Origin of the sequence: Sphingosinicella rhizophila (assembly GCF_032378825.1) — a bacterium.
Lineage (GTDB): Bacteria > Pseudomonadota > Alphaproteobacteria > Sphingomonadales > Sphingomonadaceae > Allosphingosinicella > Allosphingosinicella rhizophila.
In genome coordinates, this window is record NZ_JAVUPU010000008.1 from 184542 (window position 1) to 210228 (window position 25687).

Sequence of the window (25687 nt, forward strand, 5' to 3'; positions counted from 1 at the left end):
AAGCACCCGTAGCTCAGCTGGATAGAGCGCTGCCCTCCGAAGGCAGAGGCCAGAGGTTCGAATCCTCTCGGGTGCGCCAGCCTCATGCGGCATTCGAGACTTGTTCGCCGAGAGCGCGTTCAAGCCGGGCCTTGCCCCACCCGCTTCCTATTGCCTACACTTGGCGGGCAGGGATTGATTCAGGATGATGATGGCAGGCCAGACGCAGTCCGCGTCGGATTCGGCGGACGTCTATGATCGCATCATGGACGCGATCGTCACCCAGCGCCTCGCGCCGGGACAGAAAGTGTCGGAAAATATTCTCACCAATATGTTCGGGATCAGCCGGACGGCGGCGCGCAATGCCATGGAGCAGATGACGGCGCAGCAGTTCATGATTTCCAATTCGCCCAGGATCACGCGTATCTCACCGCTGACATTGGTGGATGTGAAAGAGAACTTCACCATCAGGAAGATGATGGAGCCGAGTATCCTTTCGATGATTGCTCCTCAAATGGATGAAGAGGAGTTCGAAAAGCGCCATAATGCGATTTTCGAGGATATGACAATGACCACCGAGAGCGACATCCTCCGCGTCTTGAAGGCGAATAGGGACTTCAATCGATACATCGCCCAGCAGACAAGATATCAGTCTCTCATAAACTGGATCGGCCAACTCGAAGACACGACGATGCGAATCTACTGGATATATGCGAAGCTGACCAAATCCCTTCCTTTCTCCATGGACCAACAGAAAACCCTGGTGGATCTCGTCAGGAACAATCAGACAGAAGACATACGGAGGCATGTGATCATGATGATAACCACATGCGAGGACCGGGTCCTCAATACGATATTCATGCACGGCAGGCTGAACGCACATAACCTCACCGTGTGAAGCAGCTCCTTGTCTCATTTTTGCCGACTGTGGCCCCCGTGCATCTGTTATCCTTCGTCAATGCGGCTTATTGTATGCGATCAGCTTTGGCAGCCTTAGGGGCCGGGGCAGGGCGCGAACGCGAGGGATAAGGGGTCATGATCGGGTAAGGCAGCCAAATCTGAGGAAATACGACATTAAGGCTGCTTTATTTCAGATTTGAAATCGGATATCGGGTTCTCGCTACATCCAATTTCGCTCGCATAAGGGGGAGTTTCGAAATGACATTCAAGTCCAAGTTCCGGGGTCTGGCCGGTGTTGCACTCTGGGCAATGGCGACTCCGCTTGTCGCGCAGGCGACTCAGCCCGACGAAACGGCTGTTCCGGCCGAGACTGCCGAAGCCGCTGCGGAGGCCGCGCAAGAGGGTGAGACGATCACCGTCACCGGAACTCGCATTCGCGGCAATTTCGAGGCTCCGACCCCGGTCCAGGCGATCGGCGAGGCGATGATCGAACAGCGCGGCACCACCAACATCGCCAATGTCATCAACGAACTGCCGGCCTTCACCGGATCGGTGACACCGAGCTCGACGACGCTCAGCAGCCGTCTTAACGGCGTCAACGTCCTCGATCTTCGCGGCCTCGGCCCGAACCGCAACCTGATCCTCGTCAACGGCCGTCGTGGCACGCCGTTCAGCGAAGAAGGCTATGTCGATCTGAACTCGATCCCGTCGCTGGCGATCGATCGCGTCGAAGTCGTGACCGGTGGTGCGTCCGCCGCTTATGGCTCGGACGCTGTATCCGGTGTCGTCAACCTGATCTTCGACGACAGGCTGGAAGGCCTGAAGCTGAACGCTCAGTTCGGCATCTCCGATGAGGGCGACAATGAAAATTATCGCCTGTCCGGCGCCTGGGGCACCAAGTTCGGCGACGGCCGCGGTCACTTCCTGATCGCCGGCGACTATGACAAGAATAAGGGCATTCCGCGCGGAACCGATCGCGAATGGCAGCGCCTTAGCCCCGGCGTTGTTGCTGGCACTGGAGGCAATGCATTCCAGTTCCTGAACAATTCCAAGCTTTTCGTCGGCAGCCCCAACGGTGTGACTCTTCCGGGCGGGCCGGCCGGGAACCTCGAATTCTTCCCGGACGGCACGGCTCGTCCGCGCGAACTCGGCGAGAATATCGGCGCCACCAATTTGATGACCGGCGGTTCCGGATCGCAAATGGCCAATCGTACGGCCATCGTTATTCCCACCGAGCGCTTCAACGTGCTTGCGGCCGCACATTATGACATTTCGGACGGCGTCACCATCTTCGGCGAGGCCAGCTATGCCCAGTCCAAGTCGCGCGGCGGTCTGGTCGATGCGTTCCGCTTCGGCATTCCGATCGCTCCGGACAACGCCTACCTGCCGGCATCGGTCGCTGCGTTGAACACGCCGATCGCCTTGTTCCGTACCTTCGAGGAAGTCGGCACGATCACTTCGGTATCGAAGAATGAGACGATCCGTTTCGTCGGCGGCTTGCGAGGCGAGTTCGGCAATAATTGGCGGTGGGAAGTGTCCGGCCAATATGGCCAGTCGGACTTCAGCAACGATCAGGAAAACAATCTGCTGAAGAGCAATCTTTCCAAGGCGGCGGATGCCGTTCGGGTCGGTGGCAACGTCGTCTGCCGCGTGAATGCGAATGCATCGACGACCGACGATGATCCCTCCTGCGTCCCGATCAATCTGTTCGGCAAGGGTGCGCCGAGCCAGGCGGCGCTCGACTATGTGTTCGATACCAGCGTTTCGGACACCCGTCTGAAGCAGACGGTGTTCGCGGCTGAAATCGGCGGCGAACTGTTCCAGGGCTGGGCCGGTCCCATCCTCGGCACCGTCGGAGCCGAATATCGTAAGGAAACCCTCAACCGTACGGTCGATGCCTCCAGCGCGGCGCAGGACTTCATCATCGTCAACGCGCAGCCGCTTTCGGGTGGTTTCGAGGCGACGGAGGCCTTCGCCGAAATCGCCATCCCGATCCTCGATGGCGCTCAGAAGCTCGATTTCAATGGTGCCGCCCGCTACACCCACTATTCGTCGGTGGGCAATGTCATCACCTGGAAAGCGGGTCTGACGTTCGAACCCGTCGATTTCCTGCGTTTCCGCGGCACGATCTCGCGTGACATCCGGGCACCCAGCATCAGCGAATTGTTCACCTACACCTTGCTGTTCGGCAGCGTGACCAATCCGGAAGACTGCGTCGCGCCGGCCAAGCCAACCTGCGGGCAAACCAATCTGACGCAGACGCCGACGGTCGGGAACCTTGGCCTCAATGAGGAAAAGGCGACCACCAAGACTATCGGCGCAGTGCTGACGCTGGGCGGCTTCAAGGCCTCGGTCGACTATTTCGACATCAAACTGAACGGCGCGATCGGAACGCTCGGCGCCCAGCAGATCGTCAACGATTGTTTTGCTGGCGCCACGGAGCTGTGCTCGTTCATTTCGAAAGATGCCAATGGCGTGATCACCGAAGTTCGCCAGAGCTTCTTCAATCTCGACACCTATCGCTTGAAGGGTTTCGATTTCGAGGCGCGCTATACGACGCGGCTTGGCAACGGCACGCTGGGGCTTGGCGCCGTCGCCACCTATCTGATGGATAAGAAGATTGCCTCGCCGGGCGGCGCGGTGGTCGATTATGCCGGCGAAGTGGGCGGCGTTTCGGGCTTTGGCATGCCCGACTTCAAGGCGACGATCAGCGCCAATTACGACGTCGGTCGCTTCGGCTTCTATGCTCAGGCTCGCTACATCGGCAGCGGTGTCTATGACATTGCCGGGCCGTACAGCGCCCCGGGCGGCCTGTCCGAAGAGCAGAACAATGTCGGCTCCTACATCTATGTCGACCTTTCCGCCCGCTACAATATCGGCGACCTGCTCGGCGGCGGCGACACGGAAATCTATGCCGGCGTCGACAATCTTTTCGATCGCGATCCGCCGATCATCCCGACCGACTTCATCTCGAACGTCGGTACCAACGCGTCGATCTACGACGTGATCGGTCGCAAGTTCTTCGTCGGCGTCCGCGCGAAGTTCTAATAGCCTGATCGTTTGAGGTGGAAGCGCTTCGCGCTTCCACCTCATGACGTGAATCGGGCTCTGTTCGAATGTTTGTCTAGGAACGGGCGCAGGCGGTTTGGCCGTCGGCGTCCTTTTCTTGTGCTGAGTTCGCAGCGATCAGCGCCGCGATACCCGGGGCGCACGCGGCTTGGTGTTCTTCTTCTCTCCCGGCGGCGGTGTCTTGGGCCGATAGCGGCACAAGTCCACGACAACGCAACGCCAGCATTCGGGCCTCTGCGCCTTGCAGACGTAGCGGCCATGCAGGATCAGCAGATGATGGGCGTCGCGCCGATAGGGTGGGGGCGTCGCCTTGTCGAGCTTGCGCTCGACCTCGACCACTGTCTTGCCCGGAGCAAGGCCGGTGCGGTTCGAGACACGAAAGACATGGGTGTCCACCGCGAACGTCTCTTCCCCGAACGCACAGTTCATCACGACATTCGCCGTCTTGCGCCCGACGCCGGGCAGCGTCTCCAGCATCTCGCGGCTGGCTGGCACTTCGCCGCCATGTTTCTCGATCAGCGCCTGGCTGAGCGCGATCACGTTCTTAGCCTTCGTGTTGAACAGGCCGATCGTCTTGATCGCGTCCCGAAGCCTTTCCTCACCCAACTTCACCATCGCATCGGGCGTGGTCACCGTCTTGAAAAGTTCACGGGTCGCGCGGTTCACGCCGGCATCGGTCGCCTGCGCCGAGAGCACCACCGCCACCAGCAAGGTGTAGGTGTTGACATAGTCGAGCTCGGTCTCGGGATTGGGCGTGCGATCGGCCAGCCGCCGGTAGAATTCCGCAATCTCGGCCTTTTTCACTTCAGCCCCAGCACATCCGCCATTGTGTAGCGCCCCGGCGGCTTGCCAATCAGCCACAAGGCGGCCGTGACGGCACCGCGGGCGAAGATGGCCCGGCTCTCGGCACGATGGCCGAGTTCCAGCCGCTCGCCGTCGGCTGCAAAGATCACATTATGCTCGCCCGATACGGATCCACCGCGCAGCGCCGCAAAGCCGATATGGCCGGGCTCGCGGCGGCCGGTCATGCCGTCGCGCCCACGGTCGCTGACCGCATCGAGATCGACGCCGCGCCCCTTGGCCGCCGCCTGGCCCAAGGCGAGCGCCGTTCCGGACGGCGCGTCCACCTTGAATCGGTGATGCATTTCGACGATTTCGATGTCCCACTCATTGTCCAGCCGCTGGGCGGCTTCGGTGACCAAGTGGACGAGCAGGTTCACGCCCAGGGACGTGTTGGCGGCATAAATGACCGCGATGCTGGACGCCGCCTCTTCAATCATTCGATGATGGTCGGGTGTAAGTCCCGTCGTACCGATCAGCAGCGGCTTTCTGGCCGCGACTGCGGCGGCGACATGTTTCTCGATCGCCTCCGGCACGGAAAAATCCAGGAACACATCCGGTCCATGTTCGCCCAGCTTGGCATCCGTGCGTGGGGCCAGGGCCTCCGCGATCGCCTGTGCCATATGGCCGTCACCGCCAAAGGTAGAAATCGTGATCATGGCCCATCCTTTCTTCGCGCGCTTCATGAGCGAGACCGCCGATATTCGCAACGCCGCCGTTCCGTCCCAACGCTGCGCGAAGAAAGTCCTGTCTGGCGGCCTGTCGGGACATGCGATGCGCTAGAATCGTCCCTTGAACAATCCGCCGAGCAAGCCCCTGACGAGCGAACCGGCCACCTTGTTGACGATCTGCCGCTGGACGGTCTTGCCCAATTGACGGGTCAACTGCTCGGCGAGCGGGGGATTGGCGCGCCGCTCCCGTTCCAGCCGCGCCTGCTCCCGCTGCGCTTCGATCTGCGCACGCGCTTCGATCTTGGCGCGCTCGGCCGCGGCCTTTTCTTCGGCGGCCCTGGCCTGGAGCGCGGCAGCCGCGGCCGCGGCCTCGGCGCCCCGTGCGGCCAATAGCTCCTCGGCGCTGTCACGGTCGGCCGGCATGTCATATTTGTCGCCTACGGGCGAAATCGAACGGAGGATCGCGCGCTCCTTGGCGGAAAGCGGCCCCAGACGCGAACGCGGCGGGCGGATCATCGTGCGTTCGACCGGGGAAGGGGCCCCGTCTTCCTGCAGCAGCGAGACCAGAGCCTCGCCGACCCGCAATTCCGTGATCGCCGTGGCGACGTCCAGTTTCGGGTTGATCCGGAAAGTCTCCGCCGCAGCCTTGATCGCCCTTTGATCCTTTGGCGTGAATGCGCGCAGCGCATGCTGGATGCGGTTGCCGAGCTGCCCCGCTATCTCTTCGGGAATGTCGATCGGATTCTGGGTGACGAAATAGATCCCGACGCCCTTTGATCGAATAAGCCGCACCACTTGTTCGACGGCTTCGAGCAAGGCTTTCGGTGCCTCGTCGAATAGCAGATGCGCCTCGTCGAAGAAGAAGACGAGCTTGGGCTTGGGCAGGTCGCCCACCTCGGGCAGTTCTTCGAACAGCTCGGACAGGAGCCACAAGAGGAAGGTGGCGTAGAGGCGCGGGCTCGCCATCAATTTGTCTGCGGCGAGGATGTTTATGGTGCCCCGGCCCTGATCGTCCAGCGCCAGCAGGTCGTTGATGTCGAGCGCAGGCTCGCCGAAGAATAGCTCTCCGCCCTGCGATTCCAGTTGCAGGAGCTGCCGCTGGATCGCGCCCACGCTGGGCTTGGTGACATTGCCATATTTCGCTGAAAGCGCGGTGGAATTCTCCGCGCAATGGACCAGCAAGGCTTGCAGATCCGCGAGATCCAGCAACAGCAATCCTTGTTCGTCGGCCACGCGGAAGGCGATGTTCAGTACGCCTTCCTGGGTTTCGTTGAGGTTCATGAGGCGCGCCAGCAGAAGCGGCCCCATGTCGCTGATCGTCGTGCGGACCGGATGGCCCTGCTCTCCGTAAAGATCCCAGAGCACCGCCGCATTGTCGGCATAGGCATAATCGTCGATGCCGAGCTCGGCCGCCCGTGTCGTGAACGCCTCATGGCTTTTGGCGGTCGGCGATCCTGCCATGGCGATGCCGGCGAGGTCGCCCTTCACATCGGCGACGAACACAGGCACGCCGGCCCTCGACAATTCCTCGGCCAGGCCTTGCAGGGTGACGGTCTTGCCGGTGCCCGTGGCGCCGGCGATCAGGCCGTGCCGATTGGCGCGGCTGAGGATGAGGCGCTGCGGCTGTCCGCCGCCCACGCCGATGAGGATGCTCGATGGATCGTCCAAGTTCATGCTCCCTGATCAGGCCGTGATTCCATTCTGGACGCGAAACGGCAGCTAAAGCCAGCCCCGAATACCGACAATTGCCGACATTTCCGCGATCTGGTTTATGCCGGCTGGACGTGATCGATTCGATTCGCTTCACCTTGCATCTGCCACCCGATCGGAAGGACATTGACCATGACCAGCGCTGCAAAGGCGATCGCCTACAAATGGGACGATGTCGAGCTGGAGCAGATGTCCGGAACGATCACGCGGCGCTTCGTCCATTCCGACGATCTGATGATTGCCCAGATCACTTTGCCGAAGGGAAATCTCGTTCCGGCCCATCGCCACCATAATGAACAGGTCACCTATATGATCACGGGAGCTCTCCGTTTCCTCTTCGGGGAGGACCAGGACGAGGAGGTCGTGGTTCGTGCCGGCGAGGTGCTGTTCATCCCCAGCAACCTTCTCCACAGCGCCGAGGCCCTGGAGGATACGTTCGAGCTGGATGTGTTCAATCCGCCGCGTCAGGACTGGATCGATGGGAGCGATGCCTATCTGAGGAGCAAATAAATGGACCTGAAGATCGCAGGCCGGACGGCGCTCGTCACCGGCGCCAGCGGGGGCCTGGGCCTGGCCATCGCCCGCGGGCTTGCCGCGGAGGGGGTCAAGGTCGCGGTGAGCTCGCGCAGCAGCGAGCGGATCGAGGCGGCGGCCGAGACGATCGGCCATGGCGCCGTCCCCCTGGTCTGCGACATGACCGATCATAAAGCGCGGGCGGCGTTGGTGGATGAAGCCGCGTCCAGATTGGGTCCGCTCGACATCCTGGTGATCAATAGCGGCGGCCCGCCATCGGGTCCCTTCGAATCCCATGACGATCGGCGTTTCGCCGCCGCTCTCGACGAACATCTTGGCGGGGCCGTTGCGCTGACCCGGTCGGCCTTGCCGTCGATGCGGGAGCGGCGCTGGGGACGAATCCTGACAATAACGTCCTGCATGCTGAAGCAGCCGGCGGCCGGAATGATCCTTTCCAACGTGGCCAGGGCGGCAGTGGCGGCCTTCGTCAAGACCTGCGCCAATGAATCGGCTCGGGACGGCGTCACCGTCAACAATCTGCTGCCGGGCTACACACTGACGGGCAGGATCGCCGAACTGTCCGGCCAGATGGCGGAAACGACCGGACGCAGCGCCGGTGACGTCATCGGCGACTGGGAGGCTCAGATACCGGTTGGCCGGCTTGGCACGCCGGAGGAGTTCGCAGCAGCTGCCGCCTTTCTCTGCTCCGAACAGGCCGCCTATATCACCGGCATTTCCCTGTCGGTCGATGGCGGCTGGAACCGGGGGCTGTTTTGACGGAGACGATCGCGCCTTATTCGGTCGCGCCGGGCGTTGACGCCGCACTGGCCGCTTATTCGGCTCCGGCGACCTTGGGATTCGGTATCGTTCCGGCTCCCGTCATGTTCAGCGCCGAGTATCGGGATGGCGCATGGCAACCGGGGGAACTGCTCCCGTTCGGTCCGATCTCGATCATGCCCAATTCGCGTACCGTCCAGTTCGCGGAATCCATCTTCGAGGGGATGAAGGCCTACCGCGCCCGGCCCGCGCCGCCGCACCTTTTCCGACCCCTGGTCAATTGCGCGCGCTTTGCCGCGAGCGCAGCGCGGATCGGCATGCCGGCCGTTCCCGAAGCGCTCTTCCTGCAAGGGATCAAGGCCTTGGTATCGGCATGCGCCGACGTCGTTCCAGACCGCGAAGGGGCGTCCCTCTATCTTCGTCCGATCCTGTTTTCGACCGATCCAGGCTATAGCGTCGCCAATTCGAACGCCTATCGTTACATGGTGCTGGCGAGCCCTTCCGATCCTTACTCGTCCGGGCCGATGCGCGCGCGGATAGAACGCGACGATGTCCGGGCGGCACGGGGCGGCGTCGGCTTTGCCAAGACCGGCGGCAACTATGCGGCCGCGATGCGGGCGACCAGCCGCGCAGTGCAGGAAGGCTATGGCGTTGCGCTTTGGCTCGACCCCGTCGAGCGGCGTCTGATCGACGAATTTTCCGGCATGAACATGTTCGCCGTGATCGACGGCGAACTGCATACGCCGCTGCTGACCGATTCGATCCTGAAGGGCGTAACCAGGGATTCCGTGATCACCCTGGCGCACTCGCAGGGACTGGTCGTGCATGAGCGGCCGATTGCGATCGATGAATTGCTGACCGACATCGCCATTGGCAGATGCACGGAAGTCATCGCCACTGGGACTGCCGCTATCGTCACCTCGGTCTCTGAACTCGGCGATGCGGATGGAAGAATTTACCGGCTGTCGGAAAGTCTCGTGTCGGACGGCCTTCGCAGCGCCCTCCTTGCCATCCAGACCCGGGAGGGTCCAGACAGCTTTGGCTGGACCATGGATATTGACGATTGACATCCCCTGCGATTGAAATTCGTGGGTAAAACGGCCGATCGTCGACATGAGGCACTGGCGATTGACTTGATGCGCTGAGTTCAGCCCCTGGCGTTCATCTTGCCGACGGCAACGAATATTTGCTGCGCCAAGGGGTGACGGCTAGTAACGGTTGCACATGCTGGGACTTCCCGCCTCCAACGCCGCGCCCTTGCGCGCAGCCCTCGCGGCGGTGAAGCGCCATTTCCTGTGGGCGGCGAGCTTCAGCGCATTGCTGAACCTGCTCTTCCTCGCCCCGACTATCTACATGCTGCAGATATACGACAGGGTCGTGCCCTCGCGCAGCGCAACGACCCTGTTTTTCGTGACCATCGTGCTGGTTTTCGCACTCGCGACCTTGTCCCTGCTGGATTTCATTCGCTCCCGCCTGTTGGTGCGGGCCAGCGCCCGGCTCGATCGGCAGCTTTCGGGCACGATCGTCGACGCGGTCATCGCGCAGCCGGGCGGCACGCGCGACACGATGAACAAGCAGGCGATGCGCGAGTTCGACCGGCTCCGCCAGGTGCTGACGGGGCCCGCCATGATCGCCCTGTTCGATGCTCCCTGGGTGCCGATCTACATATTGGTCTGCCTCCTCATCCATCCTGCGATCGGCTTGCTCGCCTTGGCCGGAACCCTGATCGTGCTTGCGGTAGCCTGGCGCAACGAAGCGGCAACCCGCGCGCCGCTGCAGCGTGCCAATGAGGCCGCCAACCGATCCTATGTGAGTCAGGAACAGTCGATGGCGGGTGCCGAGGTTATCCGCGCCCTCGGCATGCGCCGGGCCATGGTCGAGCGGCATCTGGACGAACGGGAAGGGATGATGGCGCTGCAGGCGGAGGCAAATTTCGCGGCCAGCTTCCATGTGGCGTTGAGCAAGTTCCTCCGTATCGCGTTGCAGTCGCTTGCCCTCGGTCTTGGCGCCCTGCTGGCAATCGACAATCTGATTTCGGCCGGCGCGATTTTCGCCTCCTCCTTTCTTCTGGGACGCGCGCTCGCGCCGGTCGACCAATTGGTCGGCAATTGGAGGAACATCGTCCATGCCCGCGGCGCCTATGCTACGCTCGACCAGTTGCTGGAAGGTCGCGACGAGCGGATCGTTCCGACCGAACTTCCGCCACCGAATGGGCAGCTCGCCGTCGAGAATCTGGTTATCCTCAACGCGGCCCGGGACGGCGCGATCCTCGGCGATGTTTCCTTCCGCATGATGCCGGGCGAAGTGGTCGCGGTGGTCGGCCCCAGCGGGGCCGGCAAGTCGACCCTCGCGCGTGCCATCGCCGGAGGCATACTGCCGGACCGGGGTTCGATCCGCTTCGACGGCGCGGACCGTTCGGATTGGGATCCGGAGCGACTGGCCGCCCATCTCGGCTATCTGCCGCAGGATCCGGCTTTGTTCGGTGGCACCGTGAAGGAGAATATCGCCCGTTTCGCAGTGGATGCCGGCGGCTCCGCATCCATAGACCAGATGGTGGTGGCGGCTGCCATGGCATGCGGCGCTCACGACATGATCCTGCGGCTTCCCAACGGCTATGACACTTTGCTGGGGTGGGGAGGGCGCGGCCTTTCGGCGGGCCAGGCGCAGCGGGTGGCGCTCGCTCGCGCGCTTTTCGGCCGGCCGAATTTGCTGATCCTGGACGAGCCCAACGCGCATCTCGATTCCGAGGGAGAAGCGAGCCTGGTGCAATCGTTGCAACAATCCAAGGCTGATGGCGCGGCAGTGATGGTGGTCGCACACCGGATGGGCATCATGGCGGTGGTCGACAGGATCCTGGTCCTCGCGAATGGCAGGATCGAGGCTTTCGGGCCGAGGGACGAAGTGCTGGAACGGTTGAAGGGTGGGGCGCCCCGCTCGCTCGAGAAGAAACGGAGAGCCGGCTGAATGGCGCGGGACCTGATCGAGGCCTCTGCTCGGGAAATGACGCCTTTCTCCGCGAAGCCCGCGGCGATGGATGATGCGCCCACGCGGGAGATACGCGCAGGCCTGGTTGTCGCCGGTCTGTTTTTCGTCCTGTTCCTGGGCTGGGCCGCCTTCGCACGGCTGGACGCTGCCGCCGTCGCGCTGGGCCGGGTAGCGGTCTCGGGCCAGCGGCAAAGCGTCCAGCATCGCGACGGCGGCGTCGTCGGCGCCATCTTCGTCAAGGAAGGACAGAAGGTGCGCAAGGGCGATGTGCTGGTCCGGCTGGCATCCGCGGAAGCGCAGGCGCAGGAGCGGGCGCTGGCGTCGCAGGTGATCGGCCTTCGCGCCCAGCGCGCCCGCTTGCGCAGCGAGCAGCTCGGCCTCGCAGCCATTCCGCTGCCAGTCGAATTCGCGACCCTCTCGGACGAGGACAAGGCGGAGGCAGGCCGGGCCATGAGGGTTCAGCAAATGCAGCTTCGCGCCCGCGCTTCGTTGCTTTCGACGCAGCGGAATGTCCTTGGACAGCAAGGCATGCAGGTCGGGCAGCAGGGGCAGGGCTATCGTCGGCAGCTTGCGTCGATCAACGAGCAGGAACGGCTTATCGGGGAGGAGCTGGAATCCCTGCGGACGGTCGCCGAAAAGGGCTTCGTCAGCAAGAACAGGATACGTGCGCTGGAACGGGCGCGGGCCGATCTCGTCGGCCAGCGCGGCCGCCTCGAAGCCGCAATCTCGGAATCGGCGGCGTCGATGGGCGAAAGCCGTCTGCGCGTCGTCGAAACCTCGCAGGGTCAACAGGACAGGATTGCGACAGAATTGCGCGACGTCGAATATTCGCTGGGCGATCTCGGGCCGAAATGGGATGCCGCGCGCGACCAGGTGGCGCGGACCGAATTGAGGGCGCCGGCCACCGGTACCGTCGTCGGCCTGTCGGTCTTCACAATTGGCGGCGTGGTCTCGCCGGGCCAGAAGCTGATGGACATCGTGCCGGAAAAGTCCGCTCTGGTGGTGGAGGCACGATTCTCGCCCGACGATGTCGACGATCTGAAGCAGGGGCAGGGGGCGGACGTCCGTTTCCCGGGCCTGCATGATCGTGACATGCCGCCGCTTGCCGGGCGGGTCGAACGGGTCTCCGCCGACAGCTTCGCCGACGAAAATACGGGCGAGGTCTTTTTCACCGGTCAGATCGTCGTGCTGCCGGACCAGATGAAGATATTGCGGCAGCATCGCGGATCTGATTTCAGCCTGAAGCCTGGCATGCCGGTCGAAATATTGGTGCCGTTGCGGAGGCGGAGCGCCCTTCAATATCTGCTGGATCCGCTCACGGACACGATCTGGCGCTCGTTCCGCGAGGCCTGATGAATAACCAGGACCGGGATTGGCGGGTCAAGCTTGCCGGGTGTGCGGCGCGTGAGCGCGGTGATAGATTTCGTCGAGAGCATGGGCCGTCTCCAACAGCCCGCTGGTCGACTTCGCAAATCCATCGCCGGCCGCGAGACCTCGCGCCCAATCGGCAGCGGCGCGTCCGGGCCAGGCATCGGGCGGTTCTGTAAGAATTTGACTCTGCGTGCCGGTGAAAAGCTCCGCCGTGAAGTCGTAGAAGGAGCCGTTCTGGTTCCGCATGGCTGCACCGGTCCGGGTCCCGTAGAATTCGGCGGAGATGACGGCATCGCAACCCGCCGGCAAATGCCACGAGCAAGCGATCTGCACATTGGCTCCGTTGGCGAGGTCGAGCGAGGCGACCGCATAATCCTCCACCTCTCCGCGTGCCAGCGTTCGCCCCCCACTGAACAAATGTGAGGAAACCTGCTCTATCGCCGGGAAATCGAACAACCACAATGCGAGATCGACGAGATGGACGCCAAGGTCGATCATGCACCCGCCGCCCGACAAAGCGGGGTTGCGGAACCATGCTTTGTCGGGCCCGTATGCATTATGAAATACAAGGTTCGCTGCATAGACTTCGCCTAGCGTTCCTGCGCGGATATGCTCGCGAATTGCCTGCACCGCCGCGGTGCAACGGTAGGATAGGTCCACCCCGAGCAACCGGTCGTTCATTTTCGCGATTGCCACCACCTGTTCGACCTCAGCCGCATTGCGGCCCAGTGGCTTCTGGCAGAATACCGAGGCTCCCGATTGCAGCGCCTGGATGCATTGGCTGGCATGAAGCGCGCTCGGAGTGGCGATCACGACCCCGTCCGGCGCAAGCGCCAGCATAGCCTCCAGCGAGGGCACGAGCGCGGCAGAGGGCAGGATCGCTTTCGCCGCGGCCGCCATGTCGGCGTCCGGGTCGGATATCGCAACGACGTCGGCAGTGTCAGTGGCGAGTATGGCCTCCATGCGGCTGCGGCCGATCCAGCCCACGCCGAGGAAGCCGAGCCGGGGACGGCTCATCTCAGCATCACCAGCGCCTTCACGAAGCCGGGCGGGCGGTCCCGCGTCGCGTCGAGCGCCTCACCTAGCTCGTGCAGACGGTATCGGTGGGTGAGCAGGAGATCCGGATCGATGCGTCCGCTTGCCACGGCGTCTATCGCCTCCCTCATTCCTTGCAGGCATGTCTGCGGGTTTCGTTCGTGTGCGTTGACCACGTCCAAGCCGCGCCAGTTCCACATCTGCATGTTTACCTGCCTCGGTCCGTCCTGGTGATAGCCGGCGATGATCAGTCTGCCACCCTCGCCGGTCAGTTCCCCTGCAAGGTCGAGGGGCCATTGCTTGCCCACGGCCTCGATCGTGCGGTCACAAAGGCGGCCGTCAGTGAAGGCCTTCACCTGATCGATGATCGCCCCATGATCATCCATCGGGATGGTTTCGGCCGCTCCCATTTTTCGCGCAAGGTCGAGCGAGCAGGGGCGGCGTGAGATGGCGATCACACGCGCACCCGCATCCGAGGCGAGCTTGACCAGGATCGCCCCGAGAAAGCCTATGCCGATCACCGCGACGTCCTGTCCCGCCTCAATGCCGCTGCGGCGAAAAATGTTCATCGCACAGCCGAACGGCTCGACGGGGAAGTCCTGGTCAGCAAGCTCATCCGGCAACCGTATGACCGCCGAGGCGTCGGCCACATCAAATTCGGCGTAGCTGTTGCCGCTGAGGCTCGCGACCCTGTCTCCTCGGGAGAGATGGGGGACGTCGGAACCTACGGCATCGATTGACCCCCATCCTTCATGACCCAATGCTCCGGGGCTTGTCGGAAACTGCATCCAGTCCGGCCCTGCCCATGGCGTCAGGTTGGAGGCGCATACGCCGCAGCCTTCGAGCTTGATCCGGACCTCTCGCGGGCCGGGTTCGGGCACCGTCACCTCTTGTATCTCGGCTCTGCCCGGGCTGGTGATCACGGCGGCCAGCATCGTAGCCCGGCTCATATTGCACCCCGCTCTTCGATTGCATCGAGAACGACTTCGGGCGCGACGTCGCGCTCGAGTTCCTTGAGTTCATCCGGAAGTGGGCATTTGACCTGAAAATGGTCGGCGATAGCGGACACCAGGCTCATCAATCTTGTCACCTCATGTTCGGCCAGCAGATTGATCTGAAGATCGAGACTGGCGCGTTTCTCATTCTCGGCTGCCATGCGATTCTGGCTGATCAGCACGAAGGTCGAAAGAAATATCGCTTCGACAGATGCGATCATTGCGAGCATGACGAAGGAAGGATCCCAGGGCACGATCGCTTCGATCCAGCCGAGATTGATGACGATCCAGGAACCGAAAGCGGCAAGGTGGAGATAGACGAAGCGGAGGCTGCCCGTGAAATGGGTGATCGTTTCCGCCAATTTCTCCTGAAAGCTGGCTGCCTGCGCAGACTTCTCATGCCGCAGCCGGAGCGCCTCGATATTGCGATCGAGCGCCTTGTTGAGGCTGGTCGGTCCAGGTGGGCCGATCGTCGGGTTCGGCTTTGGAGCGGCTCCCACCACTGGGCCAGCGTCACTCGGCAGCCTGGATGAGCCTGCGCTCCGCTCCACTTCCTTCCGCTCCGGCGACGCCGCGCCAAGGCTCGACTATGTCCCCCTCTTGCCTGAACCACGCGATCGTCGCTTCCAGGCCTTGTTGGAGCGAGACTTTCGGCTCCCAATCCAACAACTCCCTGGCCCGGCCTATGTCGGGTTTTCGGCGGCGCGGATCGTCTTCCGGCAGTTCGGTGTGTATCACGCGGGAGCGGGAATTCGTCATGGCCAACACACGATCGACGAGGTCGCTGACAGTAAGCTCGTTGGGATTGCCGAGGTTGACGGGAAAGCCGACCGCCTTATCGCTATCCATTAGGCGTATCAGGCCGTCCACCAGGTCACTTACATAACAGAAACTGCGCGTCTGGGCACCGTCGCCGTAGATGGTGATGTCCTCGCCGGCGAGCGCCTGACAGATGACGTTGGAAACGACACGGCCATCGTCCGGACGCATGCGGGGGCCGTAGGTGTTGAAGATGCGCGCCACCCGCACCTCTGCACGCGCGTTCCGCAGATAGTCGAATGCCAGAGTTTCGGCAGCTCTCTTGCCTTCGTCATAGCAGGCGCGCGGCCCCGTGCAGCTCACCCATCCGCGATAATCTTCGGACTGCGGGTGAACCTCGGGATCGCCATAGACTTCGCTTGTCGACGTCAGCAGCAGGCGTGCACCATTTTGCTCCGCAAGATGGAGCATGTTGCGGGTTCCGACGACGTTGGTGAGCATCGTATGCTCCGGATCAGCTTGATAATGCGGGGGTGAGGCGGCGCAAGCCAGATGGTAGATATGGGTGAAGCGGGTGCGGCCGCCGCGTATCCTGAATGGGAGCCGATCGATCACGTCGCAGTCGAGCAGCTCGAAACGGTCATCCCGCTCAAGGTGTCGGATATTCTCGCGTCGCCCGGTGAGGAAGTTGTCCAGGCATAGAACCCGGGCGCCCTCGGCGAGCAGGGCCTCGCAAATATGGGAGCCGATGAACCCCGAACCCCCGGTCACCAATGCTATCTTCTGATCCTTCTGCATCACTGGCTGCTCCTTGGGGGTAAAAGCGATGGGCTTGCGCCGGGCTGCGGTCGCGTCGACGAGATATGTCTCCAGCTCCCTCGCGCGGTGGACGGCGCTATGGGCGGCAAGAATACGCGCCCTTGCCGCGCTGCCGATCTTTTCGGCCGATCTGGCCGAGCTCTCCGAAAGGCGCTCGATCACCTCAGCGGTGCTTTGGGCCAGCAAGATCTCGCGATCCGGCTCGAACAGGGCGCCTATCCCATCCCACACGTCGGAGATGACTGGAGTTCCGCAAGCCGCTGCTTCGAACAGCCGCACCGACGGGGACCATCCCGCGGCAATCATGTCCGCACGCGTGACGTTCAAGGTATAACGAGATGCGGCGTAGAAGGAGGGATGCTCGGCTGGCGGCAAATGGTCGATACGCTCCACATTGTCCGGCCAATCGATGCCTTCCGGATATTGTGGCCCGGCAACGGCGAAGCGCAGGTGCGGCAGACGCCGCGCCGGCTCGATCAAGAGCCGCTCGAGCGTCGGCTGGCGGTCCTCGCTATAGGTCCCGAGATAGGTGAGATCCCATCTTTTGGGTAGCTTCAGTGCCGGATAGGCTTCGGAATCGACCGAGCAATAAAGCGCACGCGCCGCAGGCGAGCCATATTCACGCTCGATCCGCTCCAGGATGGGGCCGCCAGTGAACGACAAATAGACGTCGTAGTCCGGGATCAGGTCCGGTGACAGATATTCGGTGTCGCCGCGTTCCAGCTTGGCCAGGGTCACAGGCGTATCGATATCGTAGAATGCGGTTATCCCGCGTGCGGTGCGCTGCACGTATCGACCTACTTCAGCCCCGTCCGGGACGTAGGATCCGACGATCACCGCATCAGCCTGTTCGATGGGCGCGCGCCAAGCTTTCAGCTCTTCGACGGAGCCGTAATATTCGAGCCTGCAATAAGCCGGGTCGGCGATATCGCGATTCTTACGATACCACGGCACGTCTCGTTCCAGGAACAATATGTCGTGCCCCCGTGCCGCAAAGGCGCGCAGCAGCGCGCGGAAGGTAGTGGCGTGGCCGTTTCCCCAGGAGGAGGAGAGACTTAGGCCCAGGACAACGACTTTCATGCCGCGCTCCTTTCCGGCTGGGCAGTCCGTTTGAATATTGCATCGACCTGCGCACCCCGATGGGCATAGGTGTTTTCCGCCAGCGTCCGTGTCAGCGCGGCGCGGCCGATGGCGCTCGCACGTTCGGGCGTCAGCGCGCGGACATGCTCCGCCACGTCCTGACCGTCCCTTGCCACCAGCACCTCTTCATCCGGCTTCAGGAAGGTTTCGATTCCTTCCCACGCATCGGTAATCAGGCAGGCGGCAGCGCCGGCTGCTTCGAAGACCCTGGTGGCGGGGGAGAAGCCGATATCGGCCATGCTGTCGCGGGCGACGTTCAGCACCGCCAGCGGCGTCGAATTGAAGGCGTTGTGCTGATGCGTATAGACGTGCCCGACATGATGGACATTTTCCGCCATCGCCTTGGATTCCCAGCCATTGCCGCCAATGAGGAACCGCCGGGCCGGCAATGCCGACGCTGCCTTCAGAAAGAATTCTTCCACCCTCTTTTCCCGGTCCGGCAGGCGATTGCCGAGGAAGGCGAGATCAGCTGCGAAACGTCGATCGGGCTCTGCCGGATGATGCGTGTCGGGATCGAGCGCATTATAGACCGGTATACAGCGGCGCGCGCCAAAGCCTTCATAAGCGTCGATGACCGGCGGACCCCCGCCATAGGTGAGGATCATGTCCAGGGAAGGAAGCATGCGGCGGACGACATGGCTTTCGTCTGCGCGCATCTCCTCCAATGTCGCCGCTGCATCGACATCCCAGAACACGCGCATGGCGTCGGCGCGGCTATGCTCGACGATCCCCTCCAGCAACTCCTTGTCGAATACGCCCACGCCATTCGCTTTCACGACAATGTCCGCCGCTTTCGCCTCTGCAAGCACTGCGCTCAGGCCCTCGGCTGTCGCCGGATAGACGATCGATCTGACCCAATCCGGCGGATCTATGTCGCGATGCTGCTGTCGGTCGAAAGCATCGGGCTCGTAGAAGCTGATATCATAACCTCGGCCGGCGAGGTCGCGCAGCAGACCGCGATAATAAGTGGCCGCGCCGTTCCAGTAGGATGAAAGCAGGCTGGAACCGTAAAATGCGATTTTCATGCAACGCTCCGCAAGGCGACCGCCGGGAAGGTGAGATGATTGACGATGGCCAACAATTCCCGTGCGCGGTGGCCGCATGTGTGGCGGGCCCGAACGGTCTCGAGGCCGCTGGCGGCGAGGCTGCGACGAAGCTCCGCGTCTTCGGCGATGGCGCGCATGTGTCGCTCCATCTCGCGACCGTCCGCGGCCATCAGGAAGTCGCTGCCGGGGCGAAACAGGCCTTCGCTGTCGGCCCAAGGTGCACATAGGAGCGGGATTCCGCAGGCCAGGGCTTCGAATATGCGGATGGTCGGAATGCCGGGAAGCAGCTTCGTGTAGAAGCGTCGCGGGATATGCATCGTGGCGATGTGCCGGGCGAACACCTGCGGTACTCGGGCGTTGGCAAGCCAGCCATGATAGCGGCCGCCATAGCGCCTGACGATCGCCTTCGCCGTCTCGTGGTAACGGACGCCATAGACGTCGAGATCCAGGCGGGCCGCTCGCGCGGGGCAGAACAGGAATTCCTTCAACTCCTTGGTGCGCTCGCCCTCGCCCCAATTGCCGATCCAGGTGAGCCCTTGGCGGCTGCCTCCGTCGGCCGGCGGGTGGAAATGTCGAATGTCGGCGGCTTCATGCCAGACGAAGACATTTTCTCTCCAGCCCCAGCTGCGATAGACCTCCGCCAACGCTTCGCCGAACGCCAGCACCCCGTCATAGGCGGAAAGGTCATAGGCCTGCATCGCCTCGGGATCGCTGACGGCGCGATGATGCGTGTCGTGGAAGAGCAAGGTGAAGGCTCCGCCCCCGGCGCGCAGCCGTCCGAGCTTGGCGACCAGGTCATGATCGTTCCATTCGTGTACGATGACCACGTCGGCGTCATCGACCATCGCTGCGAAATCCGAGCCCTTGGTGAAGCTGGTTGAATGGAGCTCGGGATAGGCCTTCCGATACGGGTCGAGGCCTTCCTCGCCATGATCCTTCAGGAGATTGGAGAGGCTCCAGCCAGCAGCCGGTTCCCGTACGTCGACCTGATGGCCCAGGCCAATCAATTCACGCAACACACCGCGCACGAAATGCGCGTTCCCATGATTCCAGCAGGACGCGAGCGAATGGGTGAAATAAACGAACTTCATGCCGCGACTCTCGACGTAAGACGGGGACCGCTCGCCGCCGGCAGCAGGCTTCGGTAGATCGAGGCCATCTGCGCGGCCATCGCGTCCGGCGTGAAACGCGCAGCCCGTTCCCGTGCCGCCCGTCCCATCCTTGCGCGCTCGCAATCATCGCCGACCAGCTCGGCCATGGCATGCGCGAACGCATTATGGTTTCGGGCAGGGATGAAGATCGCGACATCCTCCCAAAGCTCTCGAAAGGTCGGGATGTCGGACAGGATCAGCGCGCAGCCGGCTGCCGCCGCTTCCAGCACCGCGAGCCCGAACGGCTCGTAGAGGGCGGCGGAGACGAATACGGGCCTGGCCGCGAGCCACTGCCCGAGCTGATCTTCGTCCAGTAGCCCCAGACAGTGGATATGATCGAATTTCACCTCGGCACCCTGCGGCGTCAGGACGGATCCCGCAGCGTGGATGGGAACCCCGATTCGGGCAGCGGCGGCATCGATCGTTCGCAGGTTCTTGCCGTCGTCCCATAGCCGGCCGGCGGTAAAAACGAAATCATGCGCGGCTCGCGGGGTCAGCGCCAACGGCGTCCGGCCATTGTGGATCGTGCGCGGCACCGTCGGCAGGTCGTAGCGGCGCTGCGTCATGTGCCCGAAGGCGGCTGTCGGCGTGATGACAATCGACGCGGCGGCCAGTCCCTGTCGGACGAGTTCGGCCCGCCATTGGAAATCGGCCGGAAGCTCGCTGCCGTGCACCGCGTCCCACCAGGTGGCGACGCAACTGTGCTGAACCGCGACGACCGGTGCGTGAAAGCGACTTTGGGCGGCCAGGGCAGGGGTGCTAAGTTGGATGATATCCGCTTCGCATTCCTTCGCGATCTGTTCGATCGCACTGCTGGCCTCGCGCACGGCCGAGGCATCCCTCGCCATCCAGTCGAGAACGAGGCCGGTCTCGATCAGCCTAAGCTCGGGTATCTCGGCAGCCTCTGCGCGTTGCCGTGCGGTCATGGCGGGCCCCATCGTCGCCAGCACTGTTTCGATGCCAAGTCTGGAAAGGCCGCGGGCAAGGTCGATGCTATATTGCCACACGCCGCCCACGGCATCGGCCGTCATCATTATGCGCATGTCGCTCATGATGCCGCCCGTGCCGATGCAAATCCGTTTTCCCGTAGGGTCGGGTCGCTCCGCCCGCTACGGGATTCGCGCAGCCAGTCGGCGAGCCCCGCGACTCCCTCCTTCCACGGTACCGCAGGCGATAGATCCAGCGCGTCGCGAATTGCTTTCGTATCGGCCACGAAGTGAAGCTGGTCGCCAGCGCGCCAGTCGGAGAACCTTATGTCGATTTCACGACCCAGCAGCTCCGCCATGTGCGCTATCAGCTCGCGCAGGGAAACGGCGTTTGCGGGTCCGCCGCCCAGGTTGAAGGCGCGGCCCCTGACGAGGTCTATCTTCTTCCATGCCCGCAAATAGGCTTCGACCGCATTCGACACGTCGAGGATGTCGCGTACCTGATAGCCGTCGCCGTACAGCGTGATCGGCTGCCCTCCCAGTGCCCGGATCAGGAAGTGCGCGACCCATCCCTGATCTTCGGTACCCATCTGGCGCACGCCATAGATGCAGCTCATTCGTATCACTGCGGAGCGCAGTCCGAAGCTGCGGGCATAATCGAGTACATATTGATCGGCGGCGCCTTTGGAACAGCCATAAGGCGTGTGAAAGTCGAGCGGTCGTTCCTCATTTATGCCAGCGGATGCGACGAAGAGGTCGTTCGGTACATATTTGCGATCCTCTAGTCGGAATCGTAGATCGCTGAGATCGCCATAGACCTTGTTGGTGGAGGCGAAGACGACGGGTGTGCCGTTTCCTTCGAGTCGCAAGGCATCGAGCAGGTTGATCGTGCCCTTGAGGTTGATCTCGAAATCCTCGCGCGGATCGATCATCGAGGTGGTAACGGCGACTTGCGCTGCCATGTGAAACACCGCCTTCGCTTCGCGCACTGCGCGAACGAGCTCATCCTCGTCACGGACATCGGCCACGATGCTGGTGATCCGGCCATGGTGCCGCTCCTTCAGCCAGGCGAGATTATTCTCCACCCCCGGCCGCGACATGGCATCGTAGATGAGCACTTGATGACCTTCTTCGGCGAGACGGTCGGCGATGTTGCAGCCGATGAAGCCGGCCCCGCCGGTGATCAGCACCGGCCGACCCTCGATCGGATCGGGACTCATGCGGCGCATCACGCAACCAAGCCCCTGGCTTCGAGCTCGGACCTCGCGAGATCGACCTGATCTTCAGCAGTCTGTTCGGCGACCCAGGATGCCAATTCGGCCAAGCCTTCGCCGAAATCCTTTGTCGCTTGAAAGCCGAGCTTTTCAGCAGCCTTCGATCCATCGCAAAAACAATGGCGGATGTCGCCGACACGCGACTTGCCGACGATTTCGGGGTCTATCTCCTCCTTGCCCATCGCGCGAGCAAGCTCTTGGGCCACCTCGGTAACCGATCGGTCGCGCCCGGATCCGATATTGAAGATCTCGCCTGCGGCGTGCGGCAATTCCAGAGCAGCGGCAAATGCGCGAGCGACGTCGCCGACATGGACGAAATCCCGGCGCTGTTCGCCATCCTCGAAGATCATTGGCTGCTGTCCGTTCAGCAGACGGGAGGCGAAGATGGCGAGTACCCCCGTATAGGGGTTGGATAAAGCCTGTCCCGGACCGTAGACGTTGAAAAGGCGTAGGCACACGCCCTCCATGCCATAGGCTTGGCTCATGATAAGAGTGGTTCGCTCCTGCACATATTTGTTGAGTGCGTAGATCGAGGCCAGGCTTGGCCGCTTCCATTCCGGCGTGGCGACGGGCTTGAGGGGCCGTCCTTCGGTGTCCAACGGATCCCAGCATTGGCCGGCTCCGGTGCGGGGCCGGCGCTCGGCATCCTCGACAAGCTTGTCTTCACTATTCTCGTAAAGGCCTTCGCCGTAGATGCTCATTGAGGAAGCCGTGACCACGCGCCTGACGGGTTGCTCGACCAGCTTTTCGAATAGGACTGCGGTTCCGACATCATTGACCGATGTGTACCTCTCGACCGCGTACATCGACTGGCCGACGCCGACTTCGGCAGCGAGATGAATGACGCTGTCGATTCCCTTCAAGGAACTGGCCACGGCGTCGCCGTTGCGAATGTCGGCGCGGATCAGCTCGATGTCAGGGTCAAGTCCGTCAGGACGCCCTTTGTCGCCGTGGACCTGTTCGATAAGACTATCGAGCAGCTTCACGCGACACCCGCGCTGCAGAAGCTCTCGTGCGATCGACCTCCCAATGAAGCCAGCGCCACCCGTAATCAAAACTGTCTCAGGCAATCTAAAACTCTCCAACACGATAGTAGACAAGCACGCCGGCGATTAAGAACATTCTACAACGGTTTTAATACACAAGTATAACGGTAGTCAGCTCTTACAACATCTTGCCCGCAGTTACACAAACCCAAGTTAATAACTTATGTTATCATGGGCTTAGCTTCATCTTGATCAACCCACCACGATAGTTTCCGGTTCCATAGGTAATTTCATTGCGATTCCGTTCTGTTTCGAGGGAACAACTATCGGCCTCCTCTGTTGAGTTGCACGATGAAAAGATCCTTCAGCTTGGCGAATTCGGGCACGGCGTGACGGCGAATATCCTGCTGATCCGTCACGCATCGCATGTGGAACTTGGCCGAACTCTGAGTGGGCGGAGACGCGACGTGGCACTGAGCAAGGATGGTCTTAGGCAGGCGGACATCGTGAGCGATCTGCTTTCGACTTCGCCGATTACGGGGATTTACTCGAGCCCTCGGGAGCGAGCTTATTATACGGCTCGTTCGATTGCCGAGCGGCACGAACTCAAGGTGCAGATCGTCGATGCACTGGACGAGGTCGACTTCGGCGAATGGAGCGGCTTGGGCTTCGACGAGCTGGAGGGCGATGCCCTTTGGTGTGAATGGAACGAGTCACGGGCGACGGCGCGGCCGCCAGCAGGCGAAAGCATGGCAGAGGCGGTGGAGCGGGCGACTGCAGCTTTGCGATGGTTGGCGCGCGAACATGAGGGGCAGATGTTCGCCTGCGTCACGCATTGCGACATCATCCGCGGCATCATCGCTCATTATCTCGGCCTGTCGCTAGACAACATGCTCCGTTTCGACATCGATCCCGCTTCGGTTTCCCGCCTGATGCTGGGCGATTGGGGCGCTCGCATCATGACCATCAACGAAAGGCTCTATCAATGAACCTTGCTGCCAGGAGCATCGGGCCTGATCCCGCAACCTTGAAGGAACGGATCGAGGAACTCGGCCCATGGTTCCATAACATGGAGCTGGGCGGGACCTGGACCGCTCCCGATCACTTTCTCGGCGACTACCCGAACATGAAGTTCCAACGATTTGCCTATCACCTGCCGGAGGATCTCACCGGCAAGAGCGTGCTCGATATCGGTTGTAATGCCGGCTTTTACTCCATGGAAATGAAGAGGCGCGGTGCCGGTCGCGTGCTTGGCATCGATAGTGACGAACGCTACCTCGCTCAGGCTCGGCTTGCCGGAGATGCGCTGGGATATCGGAACATCGAATTCCGCCAACTCTCCGTCTATGACGTCGGTTCTTTGGAGGAGAGGTTCGACGTTGTCATTTTCATGGGTGTTCTCTACCATCTGCGCCATCCCTTGCTGGCGCTGGACCTCATCCACGAACATGTCGCCAAAGACCTGCTCATCTTCCAATCGATGCAGCGAGGGTCCCGCCGACTGATCGAGATCGAAGGGGATTACCCATTCGAGGAGACCGATATCTTCTTCGAATCCGCCTATCCGAAACTCCACTTCGTGGAGCGGGAATATGCCCACGACTGGACCAACTGGTGGGTGCCGAACCGCGCCTGCGCCGAAGCCATGTTACGTGCTTCCGGCTTTGCCATCGAGGTAAGGGCGGAGGACGAGGTCTATATCTGTCGGCGCGGAGAAATGCCCTACGCCAGCCTCGGCGTGGGCGCGGTTTATCCGATGACGGGAGAGCTGCGGTGATCGAAGCTGCGATGATCTGGAACGAGCCTAACAATAAATCTCATTGGGATCCGGAAATCGATCCCGATTGGTCGCTCTACGCCGCGACCGCTATCGAGGCCGCCAAGGCGATCGAGGTCGTCAACCCCGCTATAAAACGGGTATTGGGTGGCATTTCCCCGATCGATCCTCAATTCATCGAGCGGCTGCGCAGTCACGGGGTGCTTGACCATGTCGATGTCGTTGCAGTTCACGGTTTTCCGCTCGACTGGAATCTCTGGCCGATCCACGAATGGCCGCAACGGATCGCCGAGATGGAAGCCGTTGCGCCGGACCATGAGATCTGGGCCACAGAGGTAGGTGTCGGCAGCTTTGGTGCCGAAGAAGTGCAGGTGTTCGGGGTCGACAGGACCGCCGAACTGTTGATCGGTCGAGTGCCGCGGATCTTCTGGTACAGCCTCTTCGATCTTCCGCGCGCCTGGGGTGCCGAAACCCGTCATCGGGAGGCGGAGGGCTCCTCTTACTATCGGCATTTCTACATGGGTCTCATCCGCGAAGATGGAACACCAAAGCCGGCCCTCGACCATTTTGCCAGGTGCGCGCCCGAAATGGGTATCATGCAATGGTTCCATTTCGAAGACCCGCGGCTGGACGACGCGGTTGCCTGGCTGCGGCGGCTTGGTGTCAGGCATCTGCGCACCGGTCTCAGTTGGGCCGACAGCTTTCGGCCCGGTTGGGATGCCTGGTGCGACCGGATGATGGAAGCATTGGCCGAATTCGAAATGACCGTGACCTTCTGTTTCACACCCGAACATCTCGGCCTTGCGCCGCACCATACCAGCGCGCCCAAAGATCCCATGCTCTTCGCAGATTTCTGTGCCCGCATGATCGATCGCTATGCCCCCGCCGAGCGCAGGGCGGCGGCGGAATGATCGCGCACCGTCAGGCCGCTTCATGACGATCAACACCGCCATCATTGGCGTGG

Annotated in this window: 23 protein-coding genes and 1 tRNA gene; 12 read left to right on the plus strand and 12 right to left on the minus strand. The window is 62.0% G+C overall.

Annotation, left to right across the window (positions count from 1 at the left end):
* The first annotated feature begins 2 nt into the window (after nucleotides 1-2).
* The 3 genes from RQX22_RS15535 to RQX22_RS15545 all read left to right on the plus strand — a co-directional run bounded on the left by RQX22_RS15535 (nucleotide 3) and on the right by RQX22_RS15545 (nucleotide 3927).
* Nucleotides 3-79: transfer RNA gene (locus tag RQX22_RS15535), tRNA-Arg, on the plus strand.
* Between the two features lie 111 nt (nucleotides 80-190).
* Nucleotides 191-877 carry a GntR family transcriptional regulator gene (locus RQX22_RS15540; protein ID WP_315727536.1) on the plus strand — a complete coding sequence of 229 codons (687 nt, stop codon included), beginning with the start codon at nucleotides 191-193 and terminating at the stop codon, nucleotides 875-877.
* Between the two features lie 260 nt (nucleotides 878-1137).
* Entirely contained in the window at nucleotides 1138-3927 is a 2790-nt protein-coding gene (locus RQX22_RS15545) for a TonB-dependent receptor (RefSeq protein ID WP_315727485.1), read from the plus strand.
* A 138-nt stretch (nucleotides 3928-4065) separates the two neighbouring features.
* On the opposite strand, the gene nth is transcribed toward RQX22_RS15545, so the two are convergent.
* Together nth and dapB are read right to left on the minus strand one after the other, a co-directional pair.
* A complete protein-coding gene (nth, locus tag RQX22_RS15550) occupies nucleotides 4066-4752 on the minus strand; it encodes an endonuclease III (protein ID WP_315727487.1) in 687 nt (228 codons plus the stop codon).
* Entirely contained in the window at nucleotides 4749-5447 is a 699-nt protein-coding gene (gene dapB, locus RQX22_RS15555; protein WP_315727489.1) for a 4-hydroxy-tetrahydrodipicolinate reductase, read from the minus strand. Before dapB ends, nth begins: the two co-directional genes overlap by 4 nt.
* Between dapB and RQX22_RS15560 the strand changes: the two genes are divergently transcribed.
* A complete protein-coding gene (locus tag RQX22_RS15560) occupies nucleotides 5446-5571 on the plus strand; it encodes a hypothetical protein (protein ID WP_315727491.1) in 126 nt (41 codons plus the stop codon). The two genes, dapB and RQX22_RS15560, sit on opposite strands and share 2 nt — an antisense overlap.
* Here RQX22_RS15560 and RQX22_RS15565 read toward each other — a convergent pair.
* A complete protein-coding gene (locus RQX22_RS15565) occupies nucleotides 5568-7127 on the minus strand; it encodes a helicase HerA-like domain-containing protein (RefSeq protein WP_410001650.1) in 1560 nt (519 codons plus the stop codon). The genes RQX22_RS15560 and RQX22_RS15565 overlap by 4 nt on opposite strands.
* Before the next feature lie 174 nt (nucleotides 7128-7301).
* On the opposite strand from RQX22_RS15565, the gene RQX22_RS15570 reads away from it, so the two are divergent.
* The 5 genes from RQX22_RS15570 to RQX22_RS15590 all read left to right on the plus strand — a co-directional run bounded on the left by RQX22_RS15570 (nucleotide 7302) and on the right by RQX22_RS15590 (nucleotide 12797).
* Nucleotides 7302-7679: a cupin domain-containing protein gene (locus RQX22_RS15570; protein ID WP_315727495.1), complete on the plus strand. Its 378-nt coding sequence runs from the start codon at nucleotides 7302-7304 to the stop codon at nucleotides 7677-7679.
* Entirely contained in the window at nucleotides 7680-8459 is a 780-nt protein-coding gene (locus RQX22_RS15575) for an SDR family oxidoreductase (protein WP_315727497.1), read from the plus strand.
* Nucleotides 8456-9526 (plus strand): branched-chain amino acid aminotransferase, encoded by a 1071-nt coding sequence (locus RQX22_RS15580; protein ID WP_315727499.1) that lies wholly within the window; start codon nucleotides 8456-8458, stop codon nucleotides 9524-9526. Before RQX22_RS15575 ends, RQX22_RS15580 begins: the two co-directional genes overlap by 4 nt.
* 157 nt (nucleotides 9527-9683) lie before the next feature.
* On the plus strand, nucleotides 9684-11423 hold the full coding sequence (locus RQX22_RS15585; RefSeq protein WP_315727501.1) for a type I secretion system permease/ATPase: 1740 nt from the start codon (nucleotides 9684-9686) through the stop codon (nucleotides 11421-11423).
* The gene (locus RQX22_RS15590; protein WP_315727503.1) at nucleotides 11424-12797 is read left to right on the plus strand and encodes an HlyD family type I secretion periplasmic adaptor subunit; all 1374 of its coding nucleotides are present in this window, start codon (nucleotides 11424-11426) and stop codon (nucleotides 12795-12797) included.
* A 27-nt stretch (nucleotides 12798-12824) separates the two neighbouring features.
* Here the strand turns inward: RQX22_RS15590 and RQX22_RS15595 are convergent, their stop codons facing one another.
* The 9 genes from RQX22_RS15595 to RQX22_RS15635 are packed head-to-tail and all read right to left on the minus strand — an operon-like array spanning nucleotide 12825 to nucleotide 23048.
* Nucleotides 12825-13832 carry a Gfo/Idh/MocA family protein gene (locus RQX22_RS15595; RefSeq protein WP_315727505.1) on the minus strand — a complete coding sequence of 336 codons (1008 nt, stop codon included), beginning with the start codon at nucleotides 13830-13832 and terminating at the stop codon, nucleotides 12825-12827.
* On the minus strand, nucleotides 13829-14800 hold the full coding sequence (locus RQX22_RS15600; protein ID WP_315727507.1) for an MDR/zinc-dependent alcohol dehydrogenase-like family protein: 972 nt from the start codon (nucleotides 14798-14800) through the stop codon (nucleotides 13829-13831). Before RQX22_RS15600 ends, RQX22_RS15595 begins: the two co-directional genes overlap by 4 nt.
* Nucleotides 14797-15345, minus strand: coding sequence for a DUF1003 domain-containing protein (locus tag RQX22_RS15605; protein WP_315727509.1), 549 nt, complete (start codon nucleotides 15343-15345; stop codon nucleotides 14797-14799). The genes RQX22_RS15600 and RQX22_RS15605 overlap by 4 nt, the downstream gene beginning before the upstream one ends.
* Nucleotides 15346-15358: 13 nt before the next feature.
* Entirely contained in the window at nucleotides 15359-17503 is a 2145-nt protein-coding gene (locus RQX22_RS15610) for a bifunctional glycosyltransferase/UDP-glucuronate decarboxylase (protein WP_315727511.1), read from the minus strand.
* Nucleotides 17500-18588 (minus strand): CgeB family protein, encoded by a 1089-nt coding sequence (locus RQX22_RS15615; RefSeq protein ID WP_315727513.1) that lies wholly within the window; start codon nucleotides 18586-18588, stop codon nucleotides 17500-17502. The genes RQX22_RS15610 and RQX22_RS15615 overlap by 4 nt, the downstream gene beginning before the upstream one ends.
* Nucleotides 18585-19700: a CgeB family protein gene (locus tag RQX22_RS15620; protein WP_315727515.1), complete on the minus strand. Its 1116-nt coding sequence runs from the start codon at nucleotides 19698-19700 to the stop codon at nucleotides 18585-18587. Before RQX22_RS15620 ends, RQX22_RS15615 begins: the two co-directional genes overlap by 4 nt.
* Nucleotides 19697-20812 carry a glycosyltransferase family 4 protein gene (locus RQX22_RS15625; protein ID WP_315727517.1) on the minus strand — a complete coding sequence of 372 codons (1116 nt, stop codon included), beginning with the start codon at nucleotides 20810-20812 and terminating at the stop codon, nucleotides 19697-19699. Before RQX22_RS15625 ends, RQX22_RS15620 begins: the two co-directional genes overlap by 4 nt.
* Nucleotides 20809-21915, minus strand: a complete 1107-nt coding sequence (locus RQX22_RS15630) for an SDR family NAD(P)-dependent oxidoreductase (RefSeq protein WP_315727519.1) — start codon at nucleotides 21913-21915, stop codon at nucleotides 20809-20811. The genes RQX22_RS15625 and RQX22_RS15630 overlap by 4 nt, the downstream gene beginning before the upstream one ends.
* Nucleotides 21915-23048: an NAD-dependent epimerase/dehydratase family protein gene (locus tag RQX22_RS15635; protein WP_315727521.1), complete on the minus strand. Its 1134-nt coding sequence runs from the start codon at nucleotides 23046-23048 to the stop codon at nucleotides 21915-21917. Before RQX22_RS15635 ends, RQX22_RS15630 begins: the two co-directional genes overlap by 1 nt.
* Before the next feature lie 242 nt (nucleotides 23049-23290).
* Here RQX22_RS15635 and RQX22_RS15640 point away from each other — a divergent pair, with 242 nt between their 5' ends.
* Genes RQX22_RS15640 through RQX22_RS15650 form a run of 3 tightly spaced genes read left to right on the plus strand, consistent with a single transcriptional unit; the run spans nucleotide 23291 to nucleotide 25634 of the window.
* Nucleotides 23291-23935, plus strand: a complete 645-nt coding sequence (locus RQX22_RS15640; protein WP_315727523.1) for a histidine phosphatase family protein — start codon at nucleotides 23291-23293, stop codon at nucleotides 23933-23935.
* Nucleotides 23932-24723, plus strand: a complete 792-nt coding sequence (locus RQX22_RS15645; RefSeq protein ID WP_410001651.1) for a TIGR04290 family methyltransferase — start codon at nucleotides 23932-23934, stop codon at nucleotides 24721-24723. The genes RQX22_RS15640 and RQX22_RS15645 overlap by 4 nt, the downstream gene beginning before the upstream one ends.
* Nucleotides 24720-25634 carry a beta-xylosidase gene (locus RQX22_RS15650; RefSeq protein ID WP_315727527.1) on the plus strand — a complete coding sequence of 305 codons (915 nt, stop codon included), beginning with the start codon at nucleotides 24720-24722 and terminating at the stop codon, nucleotides 25632-25634. Before RQX22_RS15645 ends, RQX22_RS15650 begins: the two co-directional genes overlap by 4 nt.
* Nucleotides 25635-25687 lie beyond the last annotated feature (53 nt).

What these genes read in the sequence shown, in the direction of transcription:
- RQX22_RS15540 (WP_315727536.1), top strand. Translation starts at nt 191, where the DNA reads ATGGCAGGCCAGACGCAGTCCGCGTCGGATTCGGCGGACGTCTATGAT.
- RQX22_RS15545 (WP_315727485.1), top strand. Translation starts at nt 1,138, where the DNA reads ATGACATTCAAGTCCAAGTTCCGGGGTCTGGCCGGTGTTGCACTCTGG.
- RQX22_RS15560 (WP_315727491.1), top strand. Translation starts at nt 5,446, where the DNA reads ATGGCCCATCCTTTCTTCGCGCGCTTCATGAGCGAGACCGCCGATATT.
- dapB (WP_315727489.1), bottom strand. Translation starts at nt 5,447, where the DNA reads ATGATCACGATTTCTACCTTTGGCGGTGACGGCCATATGGCACAGGCG.
- RQX22_RS15570 (WP_315727495.1), top strand. Translation starts at nt 7,302, where the DNA reads ATGACCAGCGCTGCAAAGGCGATCGCCTACAAATGGGACGATGTCGAG.
- RQX22_RS15575 (WP_315727497.1), top strand. Translation starts at nt 7,680, where the DNA reads ATGGACCTGAAGATCGCAGGCCGGACGGCGCTCGTCACCGGCGCCAGC.
- RQX22_RS15585 (WP_315727501.1), top strand. Translation starts at nt 9,684, where the DNA reads ATGCTGGGACTTCCCGCCTCCAACGCCGCGCCCTTGCGCGCAGCCCTC.
- RQX22_RS15590 (WP_315727503.1), top strand. Translation starts at nt 11,424, where the DNA reads ATGGCGCGGGACCTGATCGAGGCCTCTGCTCGGGAAATGACGCCTTTC.
- RQX22_RS15595 (WP_315727505.1), bottom strand. Translation starts at nt 13,832, where the DNA reads ATGAGCCGTCCCCGGCTCGGCTTCCTCGGCGTGGGCTGGATCGGCCGC.
- RQX22_RS15600 (WP_315727507.1), bottom strand. Translation starts at nt 14,800, where the DNA reads ATGAGCCGGGCTACGATGCTGGCCGCCGTGATCACCAGCCCGGGCAGA.
- RQX22_RS15610 (WP_315727511.1), bottom strand. Translation starts at nt 17,503, where the DNA reads ATGAAAGTCGTTGTCCTGGGCCTAAGTCTCTCCTCCTCCTGGGGAAAC.
- RQX22_RS15615 (WP_315727513.1), bottom strand. Translation starts at nt 18,588, where the DNA reads ATGAAAATCGCATTTTACGGTTCCAGCCTGCTTTCATCCTACTGGAAC.
- RQX22_RS15620 (WP_315727515.1), bottom strand. Translation starts at nt 19,700, where the DNA reads ATGAAGTTCGTTTATTTCACCCATTCGCTCGCGTCCTGCTGGAATCAT.
- RQX22_RS15625 (WP_315727517.1), bottom strand. Translation starts at nt 20,812, where the DNA reads ATGAGCGACATGCGCATAATGATGACGGCCGATGCCGTGGGCGGCGTG.
- RQX22_RS15630 (WP_315727519.1), bottom strand. Translation starts at nt 21,915, where the DNA reads ATGCGCCGCATGAGTCCCGATCCGATCGAGGGTCGGCCGGTGCTGATC.
- RQX22_RS15645 (WP_410001651.1), top strand. Translation starts at nt 23,932, where the DNA reads ATGAACCTTGCTGCCAGGAGCATCGGGCCTGATCCCGCAACCTTGAAG.